At 68.3% G+C, this 21,068-nt stretch carries 24 protein-coding genes; 5 read left to right on the forward strand and 19 right to left on the reverse strand.

Translation table 11 applies throughout. The features are described from left to right. Positions 1–19: 19 nt before the first annotated feature. From JWS13_RS07705 to pgsA, 9 genes are all read right to left on the reverse strand, one after another. On the reverse strand, positions 20–1,564 hold the full coding sequence (locus tag JWS13_RS07705; protein WP_206005172.1) for a glycerol-3-phosphate dehydrogenase/oxidase: 1,545 nt from the start codon (positions 1,562–1,564) through the stop codon (positions 20–22). Beyond that, complete coding sequence (locus tag JWS13_RS07710; protein WP_206005173.1) at positions 1,561–2,193, reverse strand: TetR/AcrR family transcriptional regulator; 633 nt, start codon at positions 2,191–2,193, stop codon at positions 1,561–1,563. Before JWS13_RS07710 ends, JWS13_RS07705 begins: the two co-directional genes overlap by 4 nt. Positions 2,194–2,270: 77 nt before the next feature. Then, entirely contained in the window at positions 2,271–2,987 is a 717-nt protein-coding gene (locus JWS13_RS07715; protein WP_206005174.1) for a PIG-L deacetylase family protein, read from the reverse strand. Between the two features lie 16 nt (positions 2,988–3,003). Continuing rightward, positions 3,004–3,180, reverse strand: a complete 177-nt coding sequence (locus tag JWS13_RS07720; RefSeq protein WP_007296377.1) for a hypothetical protein — start codon at positions 3,178–3,180, stop codon at positions 3,004–3,006. Between the two features lie 187 nt (positions 3,181–3,367). Beyond that, the gene (pspM, locus tag JWS13_RS07725) at positions 3,368–4,198 is read right to left on the reverse strand and encodes a phage shock envelope stress response protein PspM (protein ID WP_241032129.1); all 831 of its coding nucleotides are present in this window, start codon (positions 4,196–4,198) and stop codon (positions 3,368–3,370) included. Between the two features lie 17 nt (positions 4,199–4,215). After that, positions 4,216–5,046 (reverse strand): PspA/IM30 family protein, encoded by an 831-nt coding sequence (locus JWS13_RS07730; RefSeq protein WP_124392892.1) that lies wholly within the window; start codon positions 5,044–5,046, stop codon positions 4,216–4,218. A 154-nt stretch (positions 5,047–5,200) separates the two neighbouring features. Beyond that, the gene (locus JWS13_RS07735; protein WP_124392891.1) at positions 5,201–5,587 is read right to left on the reverse strand and encodes a helix-turn-helix domain-containing protein; all 387 of its coding nucleotides are present in this window, start codon (positions 5,585–5,587) and stop codon (positions 5,201–5,203) included. A gap of 71 nt (positions 5,588–5,658) precedes the next feature. Further along, on the reverse strand, positions 5,659–6,159 hold the full coding sequence (locus JWS13_RS07740; RefSeq protein WP_124392890.1) for a CinA family protein: 501 nt from the start codon (positions 6,157–6,159) through the stop codon (positions 5,659–5,661). After that, positions 6,156–6,818, reverse strand: coding sequence for a CDP-diacylglycerol--glycerol-3-phosphate 3-phosphatidyltransferase (gene pgsA / locus JWS13_RS07745; RefSeq protein ID WP_206005175.1), 663 nt, complete (start codon positions 6,816–6,818; stop codon positions 6,156–6,158). Before pgsA ends, JWS13_RS07740 begins: the two co-directional genes overlap by 4 nt. Positions 6,819–6,935: 117 nt before the next feature. Here pgsA and JWS13_RS07750 point away from each other — a divergent pair, with 117 nt between their 5' ends. Continuing rightward, positions 6,936–7,460, forward strand: a complete 525-nt coding sequence (locus JWS13_RS07750) for an amino-acid N-acetyltransferase (protein WP_087555781.1) — start codon at positions 6,936–6,938, stop codon at positions 7,458–7,460. Between the two features lie 74 nt (positions 7,461–7,534). Then, the gene (locus tag JWS13_RS07755; RefSeq protein WP_124392888.1) at positions 7,535–7,819 is read left to right on the forward strand and encodes a YciI family protein; all 285 of its coding nucleotides are present in this window, start codon (positions 7,535–7,537) and stop codon (positions 7,817–7,819) included. Positions 7,820–7,861: 42 nt separating this feature from the next. Here JWS13_RS07755 and JWS13_RS07760 read toward each other — a convergent pair whose 3' ends face one another. The 6 genes from JWS13_RS07760 to thyX all read right to left on the reverse strand — a co-directional run bounded on the left by JWS13_RS07760 (position 7,862) and on the right by thyX (position 16,086). After that, positions 7,862–8,845 (reverse strand): TerC family protein, encoded by a 984-nt coding sequence (locus tag JWS13_RS07760; protein WP_124392887.1) that lies wholly within the window; start codon positions 8,843–8,845, stop codon positions 7,862–7,864. 209 nt (positions 8,846–9,054) lie between these two features. Beyond that, a complete protein-coding gene (locus JWS13_RS07765; protein ID WP_206005176.1) occupies positions 9,055–11,679 on the reverse strand; it encodes a DNA translocase FtsK in 2,625 nt (874 codons plus the stop codon). 80 nt (positions 11,680–11,759) lie between these two features. Then, entirely contained in the window at positions 11,760–12,383 is a 624-nt protein-coding gene (locus JWS13_RS07770; protein WP_206005177.1) for a TIGR03085 family metal-binding protein, read from the reverse strand. Positions 12,384–12,408: 25 nt separating this feature from the next. After that, a complete protein-coding gene (locus tag JWS13_RS07775) occupies positions 12,409–14,385 on the reverse strand; it encodes a ribonuclease J (RefSeq protein ID WP_275957296.1) in 1,977 nt (658 codons plus the stop codon). Continuing rightward, complete coding sequence (dapA, locus tag JWS13_RS07780) at positions 14,382–15,290, reverse strand: 4-hydroxy-tetrahydrodipicolinate synthase (RefSeq protein ID WP_124392883.1); 909 nt, start codon at positions 15,288–15,290, stop codon at positions 14,382–14,384. The genes JWS13_RS07775 and dapA overlap by 4 nt, the downstream gene beginning before the upstream one ends. Positions 15,291–15,333: 43 nt before the next feature. After that, positions 15,334–16,086, reverse strand: coding sequence for an FAD-dependent thymidylate synthase (gene thyX, locus JWS13_RS07785; RefSeq protein WP_206005178.1), 753 nt, complete (start codon positions 16,084–16,086; stop codon positions 15,334–15,336). A 195-nt stretch (positions 16,087–16,281) separates the two neighbouring features. Here thyX and JWS13_RS07790 point away from each other — a divergent pair, with 195 nt between their 5' ends. The 3 genes from JWS13_RS07790 to JWS13_RS07800 all read left to right on the forward strand — a co-directional run bounded on the left by JWS13_RS07790 (position 16,282) and on the right by JWS13_RS07800 (position 17,970). After that, a complete protein-coding gene (locus tag JWS13_RS07790; RefSeq protein WP_241032130.1) occupies positions 16,282–16,929 on the forward strand; it encodes a tyrosine-protein phosphatase in 648 nt (215 codons plus the stop codon). Positions 16,930–16,956: 27 nt separating this feature from the next. Continuing rightward, positions 16,957–17,433, forward strand: coding sequence for a toxin-antitoxin system HicB family antitoxin (locus JWS13_RS07795; protein WP_124392881.1), 477 nt, complete (start codon positions 16,957–16,959; stop codon positions 17,431–17,433). A gap of 102 nt (positions 17,434–17,535) precedes the next feature. Continuing rightward, complete coding sequence (locus JWS13_RS07800) at positions 17,536–17,970, forward strand: SRPBCC family protein (RefSeq protein WP_015890414.1); 435 nt, start codon at positions 17,536–17,538, stop codon at positions 17,968–17,970. Positions 17,971–17,975: 5 nt separating this feature from the next. Here JWS13_RS07800 and JWS13_RS07805 read toward each other — a convergent pair whose 3' ends face one another. The 4 genes from JWS13_RS07805 to dapB are packed head-to-tail and all read right to left on the reverse strand — an operon-like array spanning position 17,976 to position 20,977. After that, positions 17,976–19,208: a winged helix-turn-helix domain-containing protein gene (locus tag JWS13_RS07805; protein ID WP_206005179.1), complete on the reverse strand. Its 1,233-nt coding sequence runs from the start codon at positions 19,206–19,208 to the stop codon at positions 17,976–17,978. A gap of 46 nt (positions 19,209–19,254) precedes the next feature. Further along, complete coding sequence (locus tag JWS13_RS07810; RefSeq protein ID WP_160101486.1) at positions 19,255–19,713, reverse strand: flavodoxin family protein; 459 nt, start codon at positions 19,711–19,713, stop codon at positions 19,255–19,257. Positions 19,714–19,742: 29 nt separating this feature from the next. After that, the gene (locus tag JWS13_RS07815) at positions 19,743–20,222 is read right to left on the reverse strand and encodes a hypothetical protein (RefSeq protein ID WP_124392878.1); all 480 of its coding nucleotides are present in this window, start codon (positions 20,220–20,222) and stop codon (positions 19,743–19,745) included. Further along, positions 20,219–20,977 (reverse strand): 4-hydroxy-tetrahydrodipicolinate reductase, encoded by a 759-nt coding sequence (gene dapB, locus JWS13_RS07820; RefSeq protein WP_206005180.1) that lies wholly within the window; start codon positions 20,975–20,977, stop codon positions 20,219–20,221. The genes JWS13_RS07815 and dapB overlap by 4 nt, the downstream gene beginning before the upstream one ends. Positions 20,978–21,068: the final 91 nt, after the last annotated feature.

A 21,068-nucleotide genomic window follows, 5' to 3' on the forward strand; every position in this document is an offset into this window, starting at 1 on the left:
GGGTGTCACACGGCCGGCGTCACCGTTTCTCGAACACGGCTTCGGCGGCGGCGAGGGACCGCGCACGGTCGGCGGGGACGAGCCCGATCCGGGTGCGCCGGTCGAGGAGGTCGTCGACGTCGAGTGCGCCCTCGTGGGTCACCGCGAACGCGAACTCGGCACGGCTCACGTTCACGCCCTCGGCGATCGGGGCCAGCAGTTCCGGGTCGGCCGCGGCGATCAGCGCCGCCTCCGTTCCGTAGCGGGCGAGCAGCGCCGGCGGGGCCGAAACCTGCCGCAGCGCTTCGGGAGTCGCGGCGCCGACGAGCGGGAGGGCGCGAGTCCGGCAGGGGCGCGCGTCCAGCCCCGCCGCCGCCACCGCGGCATCGACGGCGTCCTCCGCCATCTTGCGGTACGTGGTCAGCTTGCCGCCCACCACACTGACCAGACCGGTGTCCGAGCGGAGGACTGCATGGTTGCGCGAGAGGTCGGCGGTCGATCCGTCGCCGGTGTCGAGCAGCGGTCGCAGTCCGGCGAACGTGCCGAGGACGTCCGAACGCTGCAACGGCACTTCGAGTGCGGTGTTCACCGTGTCGAGCAGGAAGTCGATCTCCTGCTCCGACGCTTCCGGGACGTCGGGGACGGGTCCCGGCGCCGCCTCGTCGGTCAGGCCGAGGTACACGCGGCCGAGCTGTGCGGGCAGCGCGAAGACGAAGCGATTGGTCTCCCCGGGGATCGGAACCGTGAGCGCCGCCGTCGGGTTCCCGAGTCGTTCCGCCGGCAGGACCAGATGTGTGCCGCGACTGGGCCGCAACGTGATCGACGGATCGATCTCACCCGACCACACTCCTGCCGCGTTGACCACGGCGCGCGCCGTGATCGACAGTTCCGCGCCGGTCAGCTCGTCGCGCAGGGTCGCGGAGGTCCCGGTCACGTCGTAGGCGCCCGTCCGGGTGAGCACCTTCGCGCCGTGCAGCGCAGCGGTGCGCGCGAGGGACACCACGAGCCTGGCGTCGTCGACCAACTGGCCGTCGAATGCCATCAGACCCCCCCGAAGACCGTCCCGGCGCACCGCGGGGGTCAGTTCGACCACCCGGTCCGCCCGGACCGTCCGCGATCGCGGCAGGACCGCCGACGGTGTGCGGGCGCTCGCACGTAGCAGGTCACCGGCGAGGAATCCCGTGCGGACGAGAGACTTTCCGAACAGCGTCGTGGAATCGAGTACGGGGACGAGCTGTGGCAGCGCCCGGACGAGGTGGGGTGCGGTGCGGGTCATGAGGATTCCGCGTTCGACCGCGCTCTCGCGGGCGATGCCGACGTTGCCCGACGCCAGGTACCGCAATCCGCCGTGGGCAAGTTTCGAACTCCACCGGCTGGTCCCGAACGCGAGGTCCCGCTTCTCCACGAGCACGACGTCGAGGCCGCGTGACGCCGCGTCGAGCGCGACACCGACGCCGGTCACGCCGCCGCCGATCACCAGGACGTCGACGCGTGCGCCGTCCGACAATTGGTCGAGTTCGCGTGTCCGGCGCGCGGCGTTCAGCGCCGACGAGCGGCTCACGGGCGGCGTGCTGGAGTTGCTCACCGGTCTCCTCGATTTGTCGAGTGGGTGTCGGCTGCGTCGGGTGCCAGATAGGTGCCGACGGCGTGCCGGAGTTGTTCGGTCAGGGCGTCGCCGGGAAGTTCCTCGGCGACCATCACGGCCGACTGGACCGCGGACTGTGCGATCAGCAGCACCATGGTGGCGATCTGACGGCTGTCCCCCGCGCGGATCGAGCCCTGGGCCTGCCCCGCCGACACCGCGGCCGAGACCTGGTCGATGATCGCCCGCTGGCTGGTACCGAGCCGCTCGAGGATGTAGGTGGTGAACAGTTCCTGATCCGAGCGCAGGATCTTCACGAACAGCGGATGGTCACGCACCTCGGTGGACACGTGGACCACGGCGTCGACCAGTTGGCGGTGAACCGATTCCTCGGTGGAGAATTCGGGCATCACCGCAGCGATCTCGCGGGTCATGAGATCGGCGACCACCGCCCTGGTGTCCGACCAGCGCCGGTAGACGGTCGGCCTGCTGACGCCGGCCCTCCGCGCGACCTCCGCGAGGGTGGTGCGGCGCAGTCCGAAATCGAGGATGCACGAGCGTGCGGCGTCGAGGATGGAGTCTTCGACGCTCGCTGAGGTGTCGTCACGCGACGGTGGATTACGAATAGACATTGTATGTAACACCGTAACGCATGAATGCCTCGCCGGCACCATCCCGCGCATCGTCACGATCACGGTCACTCGCGAACTCAGCCGAAGTAGTAGAGCTCGAACCCCACCGCGCGTTCGGCGTCGAATCCCGGTTCCGGCCCGGTCACCATCTCGACCTGCGCCCGTGCCTGCTGCCCCACCGGCACGTCGCTGAGCGCCTCCAGGTAGTGGACGTGCTCGGCCAGGGAGAGCACCGCCCGATCCACCGTGTGGGTGACGTCCACGGCGTGGGTGGGGGTCATCGTGTGGACCGCCACCCACCGGACTCCGCGCCACGGCGGCAACCCGGACTCCCCCAGTTCGGGGAAGATCCATTCGTTCGCGGCGTCCGCGGTGGCGTCGAGGACGGCTCGCCCGAGCGCACGGTGGTCCGCACTGTTCAGCTGCCCCGGCCCCCAGGTGTCGCCGAAGTTCGCCGTGACCACGAGATCCGGGCGATGACGACGGATCGCCGTGGCGAGGTCGCGTCGGAGCGCGAGACTCTCGACGAGAGTGCCGTCGGGGTAACCGAGGAACTCGACGTCGGTCACCCCCACCACGGCCGCGGAGCGCCGCTCCTCCGCCTCCCGCAGCGGGCCCGACTCCGTCGGGTTCAGGCCCGCGATCCCGGCCTCTCCGCTGGTGGCGAGCACGTAGCGGATGTCCTTGCCCTGCCCGGTCCAGCGCGCCACGGCCGCCGCTGCGCCGTATTCGATGTCGTCGGGGTGCGCGACCACGACGAGCCCACGATGCCAGTCCTCCGGTACCGGTTCCATGGGTAGAGCATGCCCGTCAGCTACGCGTGATGTCCGATTTCTCGCCGGATCCCGACATCGCCTTGATCAACAGGTACACACCGAATACAACGGCGCTGACGACGAGAATCCAGAACAGGCCCTTGACGAGGGCACCGACCACTGCGAGAGCGATCCAGATCGCCGCGACAGCCAGAACAATCTTCCAGAACATGATTTCCTCCACTCACGTCTCCCCGATCGATTTCTGCGCCCGACGTCCGGTCGACCCCATGTATCGGGTACGCACACCAGCCTGGCACGCCGGCTCGGGTAAATCACCAGGTCAACGTAAAGATCAGGGAAAGATCAGGGTTCTCCCCCACACAAGGTCCCAGAGTTTCTCGTGTCGGTCGACCGGGTCAGCGGTAGCGGCGAACGATGTCGTCGATCTCGCCGAGGGCCGCCGCGAGGCCGGCGAGTTTTTCGGTCGCCGACACGAGTTCCGCGCGTTCGTAGGCGAGTTCGCCGACGGCACTCGCCGTTCCGGGCACGGCGACCTCGGCGGCAGCGGCCACCAGTTCTTCGAACTGCTCGACGCCGTCGCCGAGTTGCCCGGCGGCCGAGGCGATCGCCCGCTGGAGCGGCGCTGCCGCGGCCCGGCTCCCCTGGGCGGCGTCCTCCATGGACGTGATGTCGAGGGCTACCGCTTGCAACGCGGCTGCCGCGGAGCGGGCCGTGGAATGGGTGTCCTCGATGTCCTCGGCGCTGATGGTCCCGGACCGAGAGAGCACGCCGAGGATGCCGTGCAGTGCTCGTTCGCTGTGCACGAGCCTCTCCATCGGCTCGCGGGCCGCCGAGGACGGCGCCGGAAGCACCCGGCGGGCAGGCAGACCCGGCGGCAGGGTCACGGCGTCGAGCTTGCGGTAACGGCTGACGGCCAGCACCGCGGGAACCGCGAACACGACCGCGCCGCCACCGGCCATCAGCATCGACCACTCCGGCGCAGCCATCAGCGCGAGACCGGCGGCGCCGGTGGCCGAGGATCCGGACACGATGCCGTAGCGCTTCGCGCGACGCCGGGCCCGCCGCTTCTTGCGCAGGAGACGTTCACGAGGGTCGCGCCACCGCTGCGCCGCGTCCGCAACGGACTCACCGGCCTCGCGCAGTGCGCCCTGGATCCCGGCGAGCCCGGACACGACAGTGGCCGACCGGACTGCACGTCCAGGTCGGCCACGTCGGGTGGAACTCATGCTCACAGGCGATTCGGTTACTGCGCCGTGCCGGTCTGGCCCGCGGCCGGCGGCTGCTTGTCGAGGTTCGGGTTGGCGGCGGGGGTCGCCGGTGCGCCTGCGGCACCGCCGGAGGGCAGGGCATCGCCCTTCATGGAGGCCCGGATCTGCTCGAGCCGGCTGTGTCCGGCCATCTGGATGCTCGCCTGCTGCACTTCCATCATGCGGCCCGACACCGAGTTCTGCGCCAACTCTGCGGAACCGAGGGCATCGGCGTAGCGCCGCTCGATCTTGTCGCGCACAGCATCGAGGCTGGGTGTGTTGCCGGGAGCGGAGAGTGTGCTGTCCATCGAGCGCAGCGACTCGCTGACCCGTTCCTGCATCTTGGCCTGCTCCAGCTGGCTGAGCAGCTTGGTGCGTTCCGCGACCTTGGCCTGCAGGGCCATCGCGTTCTGCTCTACGGCCTTCTTCGCCTGGGCAGCTGCCTGCAGCGACTGGTCGTGCAGTGCCTTGAGGTCCTCGACGCCCTGCTCGGCGGTGACGAGCTGCGCGGCGAACGCCTCGGCGGCGTTGGTGTACTGGATGGCCTTCTCGGTGTCGCCGGCGGCTTGCGCCTGGTCTGCCAGGTTGACGGCCTGACGGGCGTTGGCGTTGAGCTTCTCCACCTCGTCGAGCTGGCGGCTGAGCTTCATCTCGAGCTGGCGCTGGTTGCCGATGACAGACGCGGCCTGCTGAGACAGGGCCTGGTGCTGACGCTGCGCATCCTCGATCGCCTGCTGAATCTGAACCTTGGGGTCAGCCTTCTCATCGATCTTGGAATTGAAGAGCGCCATCAGGTACTTCCATCCCTTGACGAAAGGATTAGCCATGGGTTTGATCCTGCCTCCATCTGTTGCGCCGCGCGATGCGCGACCCGATACGCGACCGTCACGCACCGGAACAAGGGCTGCGCCCCGACTACCTGGCTCAACCGCCGACGAGATCGGCGGTTGACTGAAATCTATCGGTTCGGCACGGGTGTTGCTATGCGGCAGCCAGCGCCTGCGCGGGTGCAGGGATGACCACCCGGGTGTCGCGGGCGATGGTCGTCGAACCCGGTCGTGCGCTCGCGGCAGGGGCCTCTGCGGGCGTCGATTCGACCGCGTGCCGCTCGGTGTCCGCACGCTTGGCCGTAGACCCGTCGGACAGCGATTCGCTGACGTCGACGAGCACGTCGGACAGTGGGACCGCCAGCGCGTCGCAGATCGCCGCCAGGAGCTCACTCGAGGCTTCCTTGCGCCCTCGTTCGACCTCGGACAAGTACCCGAGGCTCACACGAGCACTGTTGGAGACCTCACGCAGGGTCCGGCTCTGCGAAACGCGCGTACGCCGAAGACTGTCACCGATTGCCTCACGCAATAGCAGCGCCATCTCGCTCCTCCTTCATCCGTCACCTGTCTCGCCTATCTCAACGCGCGAACAGGACCGATTGGTTCCCGACCTTAGCCTGCGGATGTTTCCTGCACACGATCGAGGAGTCCCGACACGGCGGCGGAAACCGCAGATTTACGGATATGCCACCGGTCGCCGGACAATCCGAGCTCGAGGACCGACGTTCCGGCCGTCCCGGAAATGCTCAGGAACACCGTGCCCACGGGATGTCCGTCCTGCGTGTCGGGGCCGGCGACACCTGTCAGTCCGACGCCCCAGTCGGCGCCGCAGCGGTCGCGGGCACCGTCCGCCAGTGCGTGTGCCGTGGACGCCGCCACCGGCCCGTCCTCCGCCAGCCGGGTGGGATCCACCCCGGCGAGGGTGGCCTTCAGGTCGGTGGCGTAGACGACGAGTCCGCCGCGGAGCACGTTGCTCGCGCCGGGCACACCGGCGATGGTCGCGGTGAGCAGTCCCGCGGTGAGCGATTCCGCGGTCGCGACGGTCTCGCCGCGAGCAGTGAGCACGGCGACGAGGTCGGCGGCCCTCGTGCCGTCCACCAGCGGGTCGGTCACGCGCCGGTGCTCGCGTTCGCCTCGACCTTGTGCACCCCGGCCCGCAGGCGGGCGGCCTGCACGACGTAGTCCAGCCCGGTGACGACGGTCAGCAGCACGGCAGCACCCATCAGCACCCATCCGAGGATGTCGAATCCGTCCGGCAGCGGCAGCAGGTAGAAGCCGATCGCGATCGTCTGGACGAGAGTCTTGAGCTTGCCGCCCCGGCCCGCGGGAATGACGGCGTGCCGCAGGACCGCGAACCGGAGCAGGGTGATGCCCAGTTCCCGGACCGCGATCACCGCGGTCACCCACCAGGGCAGGTCCCCGAGAATCGACAGCCCCACGAGCGCGGCACCGATCAGCGCCTTGTCCGCGATGGGGTCGGCGAGCTTGCCGAAATCGGTGACGAGGCCGTACTTGCGGGCGAGTTGCCCGTCGATCCGGTCGGTGATGGCGGCGACGGCGAACACACCGGTGGCGATCAGGCGCCACGTCGTCGAGTGTCCGTCGCCGACGAACAGCACAACCAGGAAGACGGGGACCAGCAGGATCCGGAGGATCGTCAGGATGTTCGCGATGTTCAGCAGTGGTACGGCCGTCTCACTCGCGGGCTCGACCGACGGATCCGGGGCCGCCGGAGTGTCGGCGGCCGTCCATTCCTCACGTTGCGCGCTCATCGGAGCACCGCAGCGTCGAACTGCACCCCGGGACGCGGCGGGGAGTGGGAGGGATTCGTAGGTCGTACCGGCACGTGCCTAAGAATATCGGTACGGCCGTTGGCTAATGTTCACGACATGACTTCTCGGACGCCGGACACCGCCGACAATCAGCTGATCGTGCGGCGAGCACGAACCTCCGACGTTCCCGAGATCAAGCGTCTGATCGACATCTACTCCGGCAAGATCCTGCTCGAGAAGAACCTCGTGACCCTGTACGAATCCGTTCAGGAGTTCTGGGTGGCCGAACGCGACGGCAACGTGATCGGTTGTGGCGCAATGCACGTGCTGTGGGGGGACCTCGGCGAGGTACGCACGATCGCGGTCGATCCGTCGGCCAAGGGCCAGGGTGCCGGCCATCATGTGGTGGCCAAGTTGATCGAGGTCGCGCGGGAACTCGAACTCGAGCGTCTGTTCGTTCTCACGTTCGAGGTCGACTTCTTCGGCAAGCACGGGTTCGTCGAGATCGACGGCACACCCGTGACCGCCGAGGTGTACGCGGAGATGTGCCGTTCGTACGACACCGGTGTCGCCGAGTTCCTCGACCTGAGCTACGTCAAGCCGAACACCCTCGGCAACACCCGAATGCTTCTCACCCTCTGAAATCCCAGTGCGTGAGACAGATGGGGCCTGATCCCATTTTTTGTCAGATGTACCCGTCCCGAGAGAGCGAGAACATGTCCCTGTTCGTAGTGGAGTACACGTATTCGGCCGATACCGTCGCCGGACGCGACGAGCATCGCCCCGCCCACCGGGAGTGGCTCGGTGAACTGGCCGAGCAGAAGACCGTCGTGTCGTCCGGCCCGTTCGCCGACGGCAGCGGCGCGTTCATCCTCGTCGACGCCGCCGACGCGGCGGCCGTGGAACAGCTCTTCACCAACGACCCGTTCGCCCGTAACGGCCTCGTGACGGCCACCCGGATCGTCGAATGGGTTCCGGTACTCGGCGCATTCAGCTCCTGAACCGCCAAGCACCGGACCCCTCGAGCACGACGCCCGGCGAAGCTACTTCGCCGGCGTCGTGTTCCGCGTCTTGAGGAGGCTGGCGACGGTCGTCACTGCCAGCACACCGATGATGACGGCGAGCGAGAACACCGTCGACACCTCCGGCACGGCCACGTGCTCCCCGCCGTTGATGAAGCCCAGCGTGTTCTCGTGCAGAGCGTGCAGAACCAGCTTGATGCCGATGAAGGCCAGGATGATCGACAGGCCGTACGACAGGTACACCAGGCGATCCAGCAGGCCGCCGATCAGGAAGTACAGCTGACGCAGACCCATCAGCGCGAACGCATTCGCCGTGAACACCAGGTACGGCTCCTGGGTGAGCCCGTAGATCGCGGGGATCGAGTCGAGCGCGAACAGCACGTCGGTGAATCCGATGGCGACCAGCGCGAGCAGCAGCGGCGTCACGACGCGCTTGCCGTTGATCCGCGTGACGAGCCTGTCGCCGTCGTAGGTGTCCGTGGTGGGGAGGATCTTCTTCGCGATGGCCACGATCTTGCTGTCGCGTTCCTCCTCCACCTCCTTCTCGTGCCCGTGATCACGCACCAGCGTGTACGCGGTGTAGATGAGGAACGCGCCGAACAGGTAGAACACCCAGCTGTAGGCGTTGATCGCCGCGGCGCCGACGCCGATGAAGATTCCGCGCATCACCAGCGCCATCACGATGCCGATCAGCAGCACCTTCTGCTGGTACTCCCGTGGCACCGCGAACGTGCCCATGATGATGACGAACACGAAGAGGTTGTCGACCGACAACGCCTTCTCGGTGACGTAGCCGGCGAAATACTCGCCGCCGTACTGACTTCCCCACAGCCACATCACGATCAGGCCGAAGAGGATGGCGACGCCGATGTAGACCGACGACCAGAACGCCGACTCACGGAACGTGGGGGCGTGCGGGGTGCGCACGTGAGCGAAGAAGTCGAACACGAACAGTCCGAGAATCACCACACAGGTGATGACCCAGACCAGCGGTGACACATGCATTTACACAGACCTCCGGTAGACCTAGCGGGTACCGGAGGTCTCTCCCGCCGCACCGGAATCACTGCCCGAGCGACTGACAGCCCCGGATCGGCAATGGTGCCGATCGTGTTGACGATGCTGTCACAGAGGTGGGGATACTCCCCTCCAATTCGGTCACCATTCAACCACAGTGCGCGCGAACCGCACATTTCGGACACGCGCAGCGGGTGTCATTCCTGGTCGGACGGCGCCTCGTCCGGGTCGCCGCCGCGGATCGACCACAGCAGGCCGTCGAGTTCCTCGGGCTTGATGAGGACCTCGCGGGCCTTCGAGCCCTCGCTGGGGCCCACCACTCCCCTGGTCTCCATCAGGTCCATCAGCCGGCCCGCCTTCGCGAATCCGACCCGCAGCTTGCGCTGCAGCATCGACGTGGACCCGAACTGGCTGGAGACGACGAGTTCCACCGCCTGCAGCAGCACGTCCATGTCGTCGCCGATGTCGGGGTCGACGTCCTTCTTCTCCCCGACCTTTGCGGCGGTGACGCCGTCGGTGTACTCCGGCTCCGCCTGGTTCTTGCTGAAATCGACGACGGCGGAAATCTCTTCGTCGGTGATGAACGCACCCTGCAGGCGGGTCGGCTTGCCCGCGCCCATCGGCAGGAACAGCCCGTCACCCATACCGATCAGCTTCTCGGCGCCGGGCTGGTCCAGGATGACCCGGGAGTCGGTCAGGGACGATGTCGCGAAGGCCAGCCGCGACGGCACGTTGGTCTTGATCAGACCCGTCACGACGTCCACCGAGGGCCTCTGGGTGGCCAGCACGAGGTGGATGCCGGCGGCGCGGGCCTTCTGGGTGATGCGGACGATCGCGTCCTCGACGTCGCGCGGTGCGGTCATCATGAGGTCCGCGAGTTCGTCGACGATGGCGAGGATGTACGGGTACGGCCGGTAGACCCGTTCGCTGCCGAGCGGCGCCGTAATCTCACCCGACTTCACCTTGGAGTTGAAGTCGTCGATGTGGCGCACCCGGTTGGCCTGCATGTCCTGGTAGCGCTGTTCCATCTCCTCCACCAGCCAGGCCAGCGCGGCGGCGGCCTTCTTCGGCTGGGTGATGATGGGCGTGATGAGGTGCGGAATGCCCTCGTACGGCGTCAACTCCACCATCTTGGGGTCGATGAGGATCATCCGCACCTCGTCGGGTGTGGCGCGGGACAGCAGCGACACCAGCATCGAGTTCACGAAGCTGGACTTACCGGACCCGGTGGAACCGGCCACGAGCAGGTGCGGCATCTTCGCGAGATTGGCGCTGACGAAGTGGCCCTCGATGTCCTTGCCGAGACCGATCACCAGCGGATGGTGGTCCTTGCGGGTGCTCGGGGCAGTGAGCACGTCGGCGAGGCGAACCATCTCGCGGTCGGAGTTGGGCACCTCGATACCGACGGCGGACTTGCCCGGGATCGGCGCGAGCAGGCGCACGTTGTCGGTCGCGACGGCGTACGCGATGTTGCGGGCGAGCGCGGTGATCTTCTCGACCTTCACACCCGGGCCGAGTTCCACCTCGTAGCGGGTGACGGTCGGGCCGCGGGTGAATCCGGTGACGGCGGCGTCGATCTTGAACTGTTCGAGGACCTCGGTGATGGCCTCGATCATCGCGTCGTTGGCCGAACTGCGCATCTTCGGCGGATCGCCATCGATGAGCAGGGACGTCGGCGGCAGTGTGTAGTCGCCCTCGACCACCCGGTCGGTGACGAACTTGTCGACGTCGGGCAGCGGTTCCGGTTCGGGTTCCGGCTTCGGGGCGACGACGGGCTTGGCCTTGGCGCGCGCCGGTTTCGGGGCCGGGGCTGGGACGGGTTCCGCGGCGGGCTCGGCCTCCCACAGCCTGAGCACCTCCGTCTTCGCGGTGTCGCCGACGTCGTACTCGTCGGTGGGATAGTTGTCGGCCGGCGCACCCCGGACCCCGCTCTTGTAGTCGTCGACGGGGTAGCCGTCGGCGTCGAACAGGGTGGGGTCGTACTCGCCGTCCTCGTAGTACTCGCTGTCGTAGTCGGCGTAATGGTCGCGGCCGAACGACGTTCCGAAGTACGACTGCAATTTGCCGGGCACCTCGCGGATCGTGGTTCCGGTCAGGAGCAGGACGCCGAACAGTGCCGCCATCAGCAGCAGCGGCGCGGCGAGCCACACGGTGATGCCGTCGGTCAGGGGACCGCCCGCCGCATATCCGACGAAACCGGCGCCGCGGGCCCTGCCGTCGGCGTCGGTGGGCGAACCGGTCGCGATGTGCCACAGGCCGAGAACCGGCAGACCGACCAGCAGCGACCCCAGCACCAGCCTCGGCCGGATCTCGGGTTTCGGCTCGGTGCGCATCAGGATCACCGCGACGGCGACACCGATCAGGGGCAGGACGGCGGACGCCCCGCCGAACACGGCGCGGACTCCGGTCTCGATCCATTCGCCCACCGGACCGCCCGCGGAGAACCAGATTCCGCCGGCGACGACGACGCTGATCGCGATCAGTCCGAGGGCGATGCCGTCGCGCCGGTGGCCCTGCTCGATCTCGGCCGCCTTTCCTACGGTGCGGGTGGTGGCCCCGACGCCCTTCGCCACGAGCGACCAGCCGGCGCCGATCCCCCGGCCCACCGACTTCAGCGGAACGGATGCGGACGCCTTCTCCGCGGCGGGCCTCCGGGCTCCGCCGCGGGAGCCGCCGCCACGCGGCGACTTGGAATCTCGCGGAGCGCTGACCGTGCGGGTCGTGCGGGACTTGGGCTTGGACGACGTGGCCGAGCCGCCTCGCACGCCCGTCCTCGCCGTGGACGTAGTGCTCGAACCGCGGGCGCTCGCCTTACCTGCCATGGCTCTCAGATTAGTCGCTACGGCACCTTCCGGACCATCCGCAACACCCGTAACAGCGGCAGAGCTGCGTCGAAATGGCCTCAGAACCCTCGGTCGAGGGAGGTCACGGCCTCGATGTCGGCAGCCTCACCCTCGGTCTCGATCCGCACCTGGTTCCGGCCGAACGCGTGCAGGGCGAGTTCCGACGGTTCCCCCCGCAGGATCACCCGGCCGGTGCCGGCGGTGCGGACGGTGGCCTGCTCCCCGGACGGCCGCTCGAGCACCACCGTCACCGGGGCGTGCCGGTAGCCGAGTTTGCCGACCTTGCGCGCCAGACCCCACAGCGCGTCCTGACGCTCGCCGGGCAGCACGCGCGGCTCCCATCCGTCGTGGGCGCGGCGCACGTCCTCGTGATGAACGAACATCTCCCCCAGGTTCACCTGCGCGTCCACCCAGTACATCGGCGACCACCTCGGCGGACCCGACCGGACCTCGTCCAGCAGCCGGCTCCACGGACGTGTCGCCGTCTCGTTCTGGACGCGTTCGGTGTACCCGGCGAGCAGGCCCACGACGATGCCCGGGGCAGCGTCGAGGCGCCGTTCGCGCACGATCAGGTGGGCGGCCAGATCCCGGTTGGTCCACGTCCCGCAGAGGGTCGGGGCGTCGGGACCGAATTCGGCCATCGAGTCGACGAGGGCGAGGCGTTCATCTCGGGCGAAGGTCACCCGACCGAATGTACCTGTCGGAGAACTACTTGCCCTCCGCCGACGGCACCGCGATGACGGTCGGGACGATCATCGGCCGGCGACGGTACTTGTCGGCCACCCATCGGCCGACGACACGCCGGATCGCCTGGGCGATGCGGTGAGCGTCGTTGATGCCTTCGGTGGCCAGGCGCAGCAGCTCCGCCTCGACCAACTGCGCCGCGTCCTTGAGGGCCGTCGGGTCGTCGGAGAATCCGCGTCCGGACACCTCGGGAGTGCTGACCGCACGGCCCGTGTGATCGTCGATGACGACGTTGATCGCGATGAACCCACCCTCACCGAGGACAAGCCGGTCCGACAGCGTGGAGTCGCCGACGTCACCGACGGACAGTCCGTCGACGTAGACGTGCCCGACGGGAACCTGCCCGACGATTTCGGCGAGTCCGTCGACCATGTCGACCACCACACCGTCCTCGGCCAGCACGATCCGCTCCTCCGGCACACCGGTGGCCTTCGCCAGGGCGGCGTTGGCGCGCAGGTGGCGCCATTCGCCGTGGACCGGCATCGCGTTGGTGGGCCGGACCGCGTTGTACAGGTACAGAAGCTCGCCCGCCGAGGCGTGACCGGAGACGTGCACCTTCGCGCTCTGCTGGGTGACGACGGTGGCGCCGCGCTTGGCGAGGCCGTTGACGACGGCGAACACGGAGTTCTCGTTGCCGGGGATCAGCGACGAGGCCAGCACGACGAGGTCGTTGGCCCGGATGTTGATCTGCCGGTGCTCGCCGCGGGCCATCCGCGACAGCGCCGACAGCGGTTCACCCTGCGAGCCGGTGGAGATGAGGACGAGCCGGTCGTCGGGCAGGTTGGCCGCGGTGTCGATGTCGACGACCAGACCGTCCGGCACGCTCAGATATCCGAGGTCCTGGGCGATCTGCATGTTGCGGACCATCGACCGGCCCACGAACGCGACCCGCCGGTTGTACCGGTGGGCGACGTCGACGACCTGCTGGATGCGGTGCACGTGGCTGGCGAACGACGCCACGATCACGCGCTGCCGGGCCTTGCCGATGACGTTGTCGAGCACTCCCCCGATCTCACGTTCGGGGGTGACGAATCCCGGAACCTCGGCGTTGGTCGAGTCGACGAGGAACAGGTCGACGCCCTCGTCGCCCAGGCGGGAGAAGCCGGCGAGGTCGGTGAGCCTGCCGTCGAGCGGCAACTGGTCGAGCTTGATGTCGCCGGTGTGCAGCACGACGCCGGCGTCGGTCCGGATCGCCACAGCGATGGCGTCGGGGATCGAGTGGTTGACGGCGAAGTACTCGCACTCGAACGGGCCGTGTTCGGTGCGCTGCCCCTCGACGACCTCGACGAGGTTGGGGCGCTGGCGGTGCTCACGGCACTTGGCCGCGACGAGCGCGAGCGTGAACCGCGAACCCACGACCGGCAGATCCGGGCGCAGGCGCAGCAGGAACGGGATGGCGCCGATGTGGTCCTCGTGGCCGTGCGTGAGGACGACGGCCTCGACGTCGTCCATGCGGTCCTCGATGTGCCGGAAGTCCGGGAGGATCAGGTCGACACCCGGCTGCTGGTCTTCCGGGAACAGCACACCGCAGTCGACGATGAGCAGCTTGCCCTGGTGCTCGAAGACGGTCATGTTGCGACCGATCTCGCCGATGCCGCCGAGAGCCACCACCCGCAGACCCTTGAACGGGGCCTTCGGCGGGGCGCCGAGACGAGCCGTCGGATCGACCGCGGCCGGTCGCGTGTCCTGACGCTTGCCGCCGCCGCCGCGACGGCCGGAGCGTGACGACGATTTGTTGGCGGCGCCCCCCTTCGTGGACGAGGCCTTCACGGGCGCAGACTTGGCCTGCTCCGACTTCGGGGCACTCGGCTCGTCGGCGACAACGGGCGCCGACTTCGGCTGTTCCGCAGCTACGGGCGCCGACTTCGTCGGCTCGTTCGCTGTGGGGGAAGGGGGACCTGCCTGGCGGCTGGCGCTGCGACGACGAGGCGGTCGGGTCACGCGAGCACCCCCGCAGCGTGCAGATCGGCGGCCAGGAGATCGATCTGATCGTGCGTGGGCGCCACCTGCGGCAACCGGGGTTCGCCGACGTCGAGGCCGATCAGGCGCAGCCCCGCCTTCGAGGCGCTCACGCCTCCGAGACGCGCCACCGAGCGGATGACCGGGATGAGGCTGAGGTTGATGGCGCGGGCACGGGCGATGTCCCCGGCCGCGAAGGCGGTGTGCAGTTCACGCAGCCGGCCGGGCACGAGGTGCCCGATGACGCTGACGAATCCCGTCGCGCCCACCGACAGCCACGGCAGGTTGAGCGGATCGTCCCCCGAGTAGAACTGGAGGTCCGTGGTGCCGATCAGTTCGGCGCCCGCGTTGAGGTCGCCCTTGGCGTCCTTGACCGCGACGATGCGCGGGTTCTCGGCGAGACGCCGGATGGTCTCCGTCTCGATGGGGACCACGGAGCGGGGTGGAATGTCGTAGAGCATGACCGGAAGGTCGGTGGCATTGGCGACGGCGGTGAAGTGCGCGAACAGTCCGGCCTGCGGCGGACGCGAGTAGTAGGGCGTGACGACGAGGAGACCCTGCGCGCCCGCGCGGGCGGCATCACGGGCGAGTTCGACGCTGTGCGCGGTGTCGTTGCTGCCCGCGCCGGCGATGATCTTCGCGCGGTTGCCCACCGCGTCGATGACCGCCCGGAGCAGCTCGAGCTTCTCGTTTTCGGTGGTCGTCGGCGACTCACCGGTCGTGCCGGCGAGCACGAGGGAGTCGCACCCGTTGTCGACGAGGTACGCCGCGAGGCGGACACCGGCGTCGACGTCCAGCTTTCCGTCCGAGGTGAACGGCGTCACCATCGCTGTGGACACGGTGCCGAACGGACGCTCGACTGGAGAAGCGGAATCACCGTAGGTCATGGTCAGAAGGCTACCCGGTGACCCAGATACTTTTGCACACCAGTCACGCGTCGGCGGAAAACGTGCTCCTCGCCACCTCCGTGCCGTCGCCCCAGTCCAGTACCTCGAAGTCGCCGAAGACATTCGGTGCGGCCGCTTGCAGCTGCCGCAGGCACTCGACCGCGACACGGCGAATCTCCACGTCGGCGTGCTCGGTGGCCCGCATGGAGACGAAGTGCCGCCAGGCCCGGTAATTGCCGGTGACCACCACCCGGGTCTCCGTCGCGTTGGGCAGGACGGCCCTCGCGGCCTGCCTCGCCTGCTTGTTGCGCAGCGGCACGCTGGACGTGTCGGCCAGTTTCGATTCGAGGGCCTCGAGCAGTTCGGCGTACGCCGTCCGGCTGGCGTCGGTGGCCTTCGCGAACAGCTCCTCGAGTTCCGGGTCGCCGGCGATCGCCGGCGGGACGACGACCTTCCCGTCGTTCTCCCGCACGAAGCGCTGGGACAGCTGTGAGTAGGAGAAGTGGCGGTGCCGGATCAGCTCGTGGGTGCAGGACCGCGAGATGCCGGTGATGTAGAAGCTGACGGTGCCGTGTTCGAGGACCGACTCGTGCCCGACCTCGAGCAGATGGCGCAGGTAGCCGGCGTTGGTCGCGGTGCGGGGGTTGGGTTTGGACCAGCTCTGGTAGCACGCCCGGCCCGCGAATTCCGCCAGCGCTTCACCGCCGTCGGCGTCCGTCTCCCACGGGATGTCCGCCGGTGGAAAGAACTCCGTCTTCGCGACGAGTTGCACCCTGAGCGGCACGGTCTGCGGCACTGCGCTGATCCTCCTACCGAACTCCCTGGTCGGGAGTCCCTCCTGAATGCATCGACCCTAGTCGCAGCGCCGGCGTGGGGCGCGGCGTGCCCCGGCCCGGCTCCCCCGCGTTCACCTGCGCGTGCCAGTCTCGTCTCGCCCACAGTTTCGTGGTGCTCTGGATCCGCGAGGGAGACTTTCCTGTGCAGTACCGCAGTGGCCCGCAACGCCCGCGACATCGGTGGATACCCGACGGCCGACGGCGGCGTGGTGCGTTCCGGTGTGGTGTTCCGCACGGATGCGCTGGACAGGCTGACTCCGCGTGACCTCGCGCAGCTCGAATCCTCGAACGTGACGGTCGTCGACGATCTCCGCACGACGTACGAGCGGGCTCTCGCGCCGGACCGGCTTCCGGCCGGAGCGGACGGGCACTGGTACGACGTTCTGGGGCAGTCGCCGATCACCACCCTGGTCGACATGCCCGCCGCCTACCGCGCCTTCGTGACGGGCCCGGGGGGGGCGAACGAGGCGTTCTCTGCGGTTCTGCACGACATCGCGGAATCGGACGGCGCGGTGATCTATCACTGCAGCGCGGGCAAGGACCGCACCGGGTGGGCGACGGCCGTGCTGCTCACCGTCCTGGGAGTCCCGCGCGAGACGGTGAACGCGGACTATCTGCTCAGTAACACCTATCGCGGCGCCGACCCGGAACATCCGGGGTTGGACGGTGTCGACCAGGCCTGGCTCGACAGCGCCTTCGACACGGCCGTCGCCACGTACGGCAGCTTCGACGCGTACGTGTCGGAGGGACTGAAACTGTCCGACGGTGACATCACCAAACTGAAGTCACGACTTCTTGACTGACGTCACTCTTGACGTCATGATGGCGTCATGGACCTCGGCATCTACGTCTCCCGGCTGCGAGACGACCTGAACGCAGCAGCCGCACTCGGCGACGAGCAGACTCGGGCGACCGCTGCGGCGCTCGCCGCCGCGGTCGAACCCGCCGCGCGCCTGCTTCTTCTCTCGGCGCTCACCGACTTTGCCGGCGAGGTGTCTTCCGAACTCGGCAATCGCACCGTCGGTGTGCGCCTGGACGGCAGCGAGGTGGCGGTCGACGTGCACCGCACCCCCGCCCAGCCCGGGCCGGACGGCGAACGCACCGCCACCGCCGAGGACCTCGGTGCCGCCTTTGATGACGTCACCGGTGACATCAGCCGCGTCACCCTGCGTCTCATGGATCAGATCAAGTCGAAGGCCGAGGAGGCCGCCTCCCAGAACGGGGTGTCGCTCAATTCCTGGGTGTCGCAAGCGGTCCAGGGCGCGCTCAAGGACCAGATGCGACGGAACGGGAGAGGCGATTTCTGAGCGGCGGTGCACTCACTCCACGCGCCCGTCGGCGGCGGTGATGTAATTACGTCGCATCAGCCACACGGTGAGAGTCGCCACGGGCTCGAAGGAGCGAAGAACATGGCCGTTTCCGGCGTCAAGGAATTCGAGATCAAGGCCGATCCGGCCACGGTGATGGCCGCGATCGCTGCGGTGGATCGCCTGCCCGAGTGGTCCTCGGCCCACAAGTCGGTCACCATCGAGAGCACACACGACGACGGCCGCCCCCACCGAGTCCGGATGAGTGTCTCCATCCTCGGGATCAGCGACGAGCAGGTCGTCGACTACACGTTCGAGGGCGACAACACGGTGTCGTGGCACCTCGTCGAGAGCGGCCAGCAGAACGCTCAGGACGGGTCGTACGTCCTCACCGAGTCCGGCGCAGGCACCAAGGTGACGTTCGAGTTGACGGTCGACCCGAAGATTCCGCTGCCGGGGTTCCTCGTGAAGAAGGCGCAGAAGACGGCGCTCGAGACCGCGAGCAAGGGCCTGACGAAGTTCGTCGAGAGCCTGTAGGCCCTCTACCCTCCTCGCGGCCGTGACGCCTCGGCCGCGAGGAGGGCACCGAGGTTGCCGCGATCGTCCACCCGGACGTCGTCCAGGCCCAACCACGTTGCCATTCTTCGCAGTTCCGGAACCAGCGCCTCCACCACGTGCCCCGGACTCCGGTCGGGTTCGACGAACGCGGATCGCACTTCCAGCGTTCCCGACGCGCGGTCGGCCTTGAGATCGACCCTCGCGACCAGTTCACCGTTCAGCAGGAACGGGAAGACGTAGTAGCCGTGGACACGTTTGTGCGCGGGGGTATAGATCTCGAGGCGGTACCGGAAGTCGAATACCCGCTCGGTGCGGGGACGGCAGAAGACCAGCGGATCGAACGGACACAGCAGCGCCGCCCCCTCCACCTTGCGGGGAACCCGGACGTCGCGGTGGACGAATGCCGGTGCCTCCCAGCCCCGGACCCCGACCCGTTCGAGCACTCCGTCCTCGACGAGGTCCTCGACGGCCGCGGCGCTCTGCGCCGGCGACAGCCGGTAGTAGTCGCGCAGATCGGGTTCGGTGGCCACACCGAGGGCCCGCGCGGACCGCTGCACCAGGCCACGAACGGCGTCCTCCTCCGAAACATCCTCGGCGAGGACCGCTTTCGGCAGGACCCGTTCGGTGAGGTCGTAGTGACGGGTGAAGGCGACGCGCTTGTCGACCGCCAGCGCGCCGGACGCGAACAACTGCTCGCACACCACCTTGGTGTCGCTGCGATCCCACCACGGACCCTTGCGGTCGGGCCGGTCGACCTCGAGATGCTTCTCCACGTCGCCCGCGCTGCACGCACCGACGGCGCCGATCACGTCGAGCACGTCGGCGGCGAGCGTGGGATTGCGGTCGAGTACCCGGGATTCGCCGGACCAGCGTCCGTGCCGGTACCGGTGCATCCGCCAGCGCAGCAGGGGCCAGTCCTCGACCGGGATGAACGCCGCCTCGTGCGCCCAGTACTCCGCCAGCATGCGGGGCGCGCGGGCGGAATGCGACCACGCCGCCGAATCGACCAGCCCGCGGTCGTACACCCCGAGGCGACTGAACAGCGGGACGTAGTGGGCGCGCACAGCCACCGACACCGAGTCGATCTGGAACAACCGCACGCGGTCGAGAACCGATCGGACGTGCCTGCGCGTCGGTGCACCGGCAGGCTTCCGGTCGGCGAACCCCTGCGCCCAGAGCGCCGATCTCCGGGCAGCGGCGGCGGTCATCTCACGCATGCCCGAAGCTTGCCATCGGCCACCGACACAGTCGACGGCGACGCGGTCAGGCGTCCTCGGCCAGCGTGACCGCCACCGTCGCACCGAGTTCGTACAACCGCTCACGCGCGCTCGCGTCGAGGGATCCGGTCAGTTCCAGGATCTCGGCGACCTGGGTGAGCGCCAGCCCGGTCACGATCTTCTGCACCGACTTCACGGCCCCGGCGGTGTCGTTGTTGCCGTGCACCCAGAGCCCGTAGGGACGTCCGGCGACCGCGTCGAGGCACGGGTAGTAGACGGTGTCGAAGAAGTGCTTCAGCGCACCGGACATGTAGCCGAAGTTGGCGGAGGTCCCGAACAGGAATCCGTCGGCTTCGAGGACGTCGGGGACGGTCGCGCCGAGTGCGGGGATCGACTTCACCTCGACCCCGTCGATGTCGGGGTCCCGGGCGCCTTTCAGCACGGCTTCGAGGCACTCACGGGTCACCGGCGACGGCGTGTGGTGGACGACGAGTAGCGACTTCACAGTCGTCAGCGTACGACCGGTTCCGCGCCCTACCGGCCGGACCCGGCTTCCCGTTCGACGCGTTCGAGTTCCACGGCTCGTTTCATCGTTTCCCGTGCCCGTCCGCGGTCGCCGGCGTAGTCGTAGGCGCGCGCGAGCCGGTACGAGTTCCGCCAGTTGTCCGGGTCTGCTTCCCATTCGGACTTGACCTGCTGGAACAGTGCGTCGGCCGCGTCCCGGTCGATGCGGCCCGACGGACGCTTCGGCAGATCGGAGACGTCCAGGTCGAGTCGCTCCTCGGCGATGCGGCGGGACAGGTGCTGGTGCTGGAATCCGGCACGCAGCGTGGCGTAGACGATCCAGGCGCCCAGGAACGGCAGGATCAGGACGCCGATGCCCAGCCCGATCGCCGCTACCCCGCCGTCCTGGATCAGTTCGATGCCGCGCTGCCCGAGCAGGACGAAGTAGAACGCCAGGGCAGCGACCAGCAGTCCGATCGTGACGACGGTCCTGGTCGAGCCGTCCTTCACAGGTCGAGAAGGGGGTCGATACCGACGGTGAGCCCCGGGCGGTTGCCGATCTCCCGCACACCGAGCAGGACGCCGGGGGCGAAGGAGTTGCGGTCGATCGAATCGTGGCGGATGGTCAGCGTCTCGCCCTGCGTGCCGAGGATGACCTCCTGATGTGCGACCAGACCTGCCAGCCGCACAGAATGCACCCGCACGCCATCCACGTCGGCACCGCGCGCCCCATCCAGCTCGGTGGTGGTGGCGTCGGGGCTCGGTCCGACGCCGGCCTTGCGGCGTGCCTCCGAGATGAGGGCGGCGGTCCGGTAGGCGGTGCCGGACGGCGCATCCGCCTTGTTGGGGTGGTGCAGCTCGATGACCTCGACGGAATCGAAGAATCGTGCTGCCGCCTCGGCGAAGCGCATGGAGAGGACGGCGCCGATCGCGAAGTTGGGGGCGATCAGGACCCCGGCCTCGGGGCGCTCGGTCAGCCACGACCGCACGGTGTCGAGCCTGGTGTCGTCGAACCCGGTGGTGCCCACTACGGCATGAATGCCGTTGGAGACGAGGAACTTCAGGTTGTCCATCACCACGTCGGGGTGGGTGAAGTCGACGACGACCTGTGTTCCGGCCTCGACGAACGACTCGAGCCGGTCGCCGTGGTCGACCTTCGCGACGAGTTCGAGGTCCGGCGCCTGCTCCACCGCCTCGCAGATCGCCCGGCCGACCTTGCCCTTGGCCCCGAGAACCCCGACCCTGATGGGTGCTGCTGCGCTCACTTCTCCACGCTCCGTCCAGTCACAACGATTCGCCCGAAAGCCTACGCAATCGCCGGGTGCCGACCGCTGCGCAGGGGCGGCGCGGGAGACC

Origin of the sequence: Rhodococcus pseudokoreensis, assembly GCF_017068395.1 — a bacterium.
GTDB classification, from domain to species: Bacteria; Actinomycetota; Actinomycetes; order Mycobacteriales; family Mycobacteriaceae; genus Rhodococcus_F; species Rhodococcus_F pseudokoreensis.

Excerpts from the sequence above, each read along its gene's own strand:
- JWS13_RS07750 (WP_087555781.1), top strand. The coding sequence starts at position 6,936 with ATGACTTCTCGGACGCCGGACACCGCCGACAATCAGCTGATCGTGCGG.
- JWS13_RS07715 (WP_206005174.1), bottom strand. The coding sequence starts at position 2,987 with ATGGAACCGGTACCGGAGGACTGGCATCGTGGGCTCGTCGTGGTCGCG.
- JWS13_RS07765 (WP_206005176.1), bottom strand. The coding sequence starts at position 11,679 with ATGGCAGGTAAGGCGAGCGCCCGCGGTTCGAGCACTACGTCCACGGCG.
- JWS13_RS07800 (WP_015890414.1), top strand. The coding sequence starts at position 17,536 with ATGGCCGTTTCCGGCGTCAAGGAATTCGAGATCAAGGCCGATCCGGCC.
- JWS13_RS07730 (WP_124392892.1), bottom strand. The coding sequence starts at position 5,046 with ATGGCTAATCCTTTCGTCAAGGGATGGAAGTACCTGATGGCGCTCTTC.
- pgsA (WP_206005175.1), bottom strand. The coding sequence starts at position 6,818 with ATGAGCGCGCAACGTGAGGAATGGACGGCCGCCGACACTCCGGCGGCC.
- JWS13_RS07720 (WP_007296377.1), bottom strand. The coding sequence starts at position 3,180 with ATGTTCTGGAAGATTGTTCTGGCTGTCGCGGCGATCTGGATCGCTCTC.
- pspM (WP_241032129.1), bottom strand. The coding sequence starts at position 4,198 with ATGAGTTCCACCCGACGTGGCCGACCTGGACGTGCAGTCCGGTCGGCC.
- JWS13_RS07755 (WP_124392888.1), top strand. The coding sequence starts at position 7,535 with ATGTCCCTGTTCGTAGTGGAGTACACGTATTCGGCCGATACCGTCGCC.
- JWS13_RS07760 (WP_124392887.1), bottom strand. The coding sequence starts at position 8,845 with ATGCATGTGTCACCGCTGGTCTGGGTCATCACCTGTGTGGTGATTCTC.
- JWS13_RS07795 (WP_124392881.1), top strand. The coding sequence starts at position 16,957 with ATGGACCTCGGCATCTACGTCTCCCGGCTGCGAGACGACCTGAACGCA.
- JWS13_RS07805 (WP_206005179.1), bottom strand. The coding sequence starts at position 19,208 with ATGCGTGAGATGACCGCCGCCGCTGCCCGGAGATCGGCGCTCTGGGCG.
- JWS13_RS07710 (WP_206005173.1), bottom strand. The coding sequence starts at position 2,193 with ATGTCTATTCGTAATCCACCGTCGCGTGACGACACCTCAGCGAGCGTC.
- dapA (WP_124392883.1), bottom strand. The coding sequence starts at position 15,290 with ATGACCTACGGTGATTCCGCTTCTCCAGTCGAGCGTCCGTTCGGCACC.
- JWS13_RS07735 (WP_124392891.1), bottom strand. The coding sequence starts at position 5,587 with ATGGCGCTGCTATTGCGTGAGGCAATCGGTGACAGTCTTCGGCGTACG.